At 71.8% G+C, this 3502-nt stretch carries 3 protein-coding genes; all 3 read left to right on the plus strand.

Annotated elements, in window-relative coordinates; translation table 11 throughout:
* Nucleotides 1-563 precede the first annotated feature (563 nt).
* The gene (locus tag FUT87_RS26180; RefSeq protein WP_147242874.1) at nucleotides 564-1784 is read left to right on the plus strand and encodes a cyanophycinase; all 1221 of its coding nucleotides are present in this window, start codon (nucleotides 564-566) and stop codon (nucleotides 1782-1784) included.
* Between the two features lie 198 nt (nucleotides 1785-1982).
* On the plus strand, nucleotides 1983-3332 hold the full coding sequence (locus tag FUT87_RS26185) for a serine protease (RefSeq protein WP_186830771.1): 1350 nt from the start codon (nucleotides 1983-1985) through the stop codon (nucleotides 3330-3332).
* A partial coding sequence (locus tag FUT87_RS26190; RefSeq protein ID WP_147242876.1) for an FHA domain-containing protein occupies nucleotides 3320-3502 on the plus strand: 183 nt, incomplete at its 3' end. The genes FUT87_RS26185 and FUT87_RS26190, both read left to right, overlap by 13 nt.

Consider the following 3502-nt stretch of genomic DNA (forward strand, 5'->3'; position numbering starts at 1 on the left):
CAGCGCGGCGACCGCGCAGGCTCGCGGCAGGCTCGGTGGGCACGGCGGACGTTTGGCGACACGGGGGGAAGGGACGGTCATGGCGGGCTCCCTGAGGCCGTTGGGGGATGGCTCTGACGGACCAGTCTAGGGACCGGCCCGGCACCGGCAAGGGTGATCTCCCGCGACAGTCGCGACGAAGCAACTGCGGTGTGACCAACAGTCACCCGTCGGTGGGGACGCGACGCTATCGTTGCCCTCCTGCGCTCCCCCCTTCGTCCGATCCGCCCCGTCATTGGGGCGGCTTCCTCCGGTTACGTGATGCCGCCGGTCCGCGGCGTGAGGCCTTGACGATGTTCGATCGCTGTTCCCTGCGTCGCGTAGCCGGCGCCCTCGGCCCGGTGCTGGTCCTGGCCGCGATGACGGCCCGGGCGGCCGCTCCCACCGCGCCCGGCGCGCCGACGCCCGCCAGACCGGCCGCGACCAAGCCCGCCGTCGTCGCCCCTGCGCCGGCAGCGCCCGCGGCGTCCGTTCCCCAGGCAACGCCTGGCCCTGGCGCCGATGTCCCCATTAAAGGCCACGCGATGGCGATCGGCGGCGCCCTGAAGGCGGACAACGACGAGGTCTGGAACCGCCTGATCGCGCTGGCGGGGGGACGCGGCGCACGCTTCGTCGTCTTCGGCACGGCCGCCGAGGACCCGGAGGCCAGCGCCAAGCAGGTGGTCGAGCAGCTGCAGCGCCGCGGCGCGGTCGCGGAGGCGCTGCCGGTCGCGCCGAAGTTCTCGTGGGTCGACCTGAACAAGGTGGTGCGCGACGCCGCGCTGATCGCCAAGGTGCGCAATGCCAAGGGCATCTTCTTCACCGGCGGTTCGCAGGAGCGCATCGTCGACGTGCTCTTCCCGGGCGGCCACTCGACGCCGATGCTCGATGCCATCTGGGACGTCTACCGCAAGGGCGGCGTCGTGGCCGGCACCTCGGCGGGCGCCGCGATCATGAGCACGGTGATGTTCCGGGACGCGCCCAGCGTGATCAGCATCCTCAAGGGCCAGTGGGAGGAGGGCAAGCAGATCGACCGCGGGCTGGGCTTCGTCGGGCCGGGGCTGTTCGTCGACCAGCACTTCCTCAAGCGCGGCCGCTTCGGCCGCATGGTGCCGCTGATGCTGGCCAAGGGCTACCAGCTGGGCCTGGGCGTGGACGAGAACTCCGCCGCCGTGATCCGCGGCGACGAGGTCGAGATCCTCGGCCACAAGGGGGCCTTGCTGGTCGACCTCAGCGAGGCGAGTTCGGACCGCGCGCTCGGCGTCTTCAACCTGAAGAACGCCAGGCTCACCTACCTCGATCACGGCGACCGCATGAACCTGCGCACGCGCGGCGTGACGCCGTCGGCGCTGAAGCTGCGCGGCCAGAAGCTGGAGCCCGGTGCGCCGGACTACAAGCCCTACTACACGCTGCCGCAGTTCTACACGGACATGCTGGGTGACTCGACCATCTCGACCGCGATGTCCATCCTCATCGACAGCGTGCAGCCCGAGTTCCGCGGCCTGAGCTTCGAGGCGGCGCCCAAGGCGGGCGACGCGCTGGCCGACCTCGGCTTCCTCTTCCGCCTCTACAAGGGCCCCGGCAGCATCGGCTGGAGCACCGACGAGCTCGGCCCCGAGGACTACACCGTGGTCAACCTGTACCTGGACGTCACGCCGGTGCGCATGCCGCAACCGCTGTTCGGCCCCTGGCCCGGCGACCGGCGCCCGCGGCAGTCCGCCACACCGGAGGAGCCGCCGGCCGGCGAGCGCCCGCAGCAGCCCTGAGGCGACGCAAAGCCGCTAGCATGCGGCGTTCGCTCATTCCTGGAGTCTGCTGCGTTGTCGCGAAATCCTCTCACCCTTGGGCGGGCCCTCGCCCGGGCGGCCACGTTGCTGGTCGCGGTGGCGCTCGGCCTGCCCGCCGCGGCGCAGACGCGCCCCGCGCCGGAGGCCCAGCCGGCGCCCTCGCCGCAGCGGCCTCCCTTGTCCGCACCGCCCGTCGTCGCGCCGTCCGTCGTTGCGCCGCCCGCCAGCGCCCCGCAGCCCGGCACGGCCGCGGCCAGCCAGGCGATAGCCTCGGCCCCGGTCTCCGCCAGCGCCCGCCGGCTCTATGACCGCAGCCGCGCCCAGCTGCTGCAGGTCCGCACGCTCTTCAACGGCAGCCAGGCCTCGGTGGGGTCCGGCTTCGTCGTCAGCGCGCAGGGCCACGTCATCACGAATTACCACGTGATCAGCCAGCATGCGCTCGAGCCCGAGCGCTACCGGCTGCAGTACCAGACGCCGGAAGGCGACGGCGGCGACATCGTCCTGCTCGACTTCGACGCCCGCCGCGACCTGGCGCTGCTGCGCATCGTCGCCAAGGGCGGCGATGCCAAGGCCGATCCCAAGGGCGTCGTCGCGCGCATGACGGCCACGCCGCTGGCCTTCCGCAAGGCCGACCAGCCGCTCGCCAAGGGCGAGCGCATCTACTCGATGGGCAACCCGCACGACGTCGCCTTCGCCGTGGTCGAGGGCACCTACAACGGCCTGGTCGAGCGCAGCTTCGATCCGCTGATCTACTACTCCGGCTCCATCAACCCCGGCATGAGCGGCGGCCCGGTGCTGGACGAGGACGGCGAGATCGTCGGCATCAACGTGTCGACGATGATCTTCGCGCAGCAGATGAGCTTCCTGGTGCCGGCGCAGCACGCCGCCGCGCTGCTGGCGCGCAGCCGCGACGCCGCGCCGATGAAGGGCGCGGCCTGGCCCAAGCTGCGCGAGCAGCTGATGGCCTACCAGGAGGAGCTGTCGCGCAACTTCCTGGCCCAGCCCTGGCGCACGCTGACGCACCCGCGCTACCGCTTCCCGATCCCGCAGGAGCAGTACATGCGCTGCTGGGGCAGCGGCACCTCCGCGGACGCGCAGGGCCTGCAGATGCAGCGCACGCAATGCCGGATGGAGCACGCGCTGTTCATCAGCGAGTCCCTGCAGACCGGCTACTTCGGCGTGACCGAGGAGGTCTACGACGGCAGCAAGCTGGGCGCGGTCCGCTTCTCGACGATCTATTCGGCCAGCTTCCGCAACGAGCGCCTGGGCGGTCCCGACCGCGACCGCACCGCGCCGTACTGCCGCGAGGACTTCGTCCAGCAGAAGGACGGCCCGCCGCTGCGCGCGGTCGCCTGCCTGCGCGCCTACCGCAAGCTCGACGGGCTGTTCGACCTGACGGTGCTGGTCACCAACGTCGACGCCGCGACCGAGGGCGCGCTGGGCCGCTTCGACGCCCGCGGCGTCAGCTTCGCGAATGCCACCCAGCTGACGCGTCATTACCTGCAAGGATTCGCATGGACGCGGTGATCGAGATCGTCGACCGGGACGGTCATTGCCGGGAAACCCACAAGGTGCGGGCCTGGCCGCTGCGCATCGGGCGCTCGCCCGACTGCGACCTGGTGCTGGCCGATCCGCACCTGGCCGGCGCCCATGCGCTGCTGCACTGGGACGACGCCGGGACGGATGCGGCGCCGGCC

It is taken from the genome of Mitsuaria sp. TWR114, assembly GCF_007997345.1.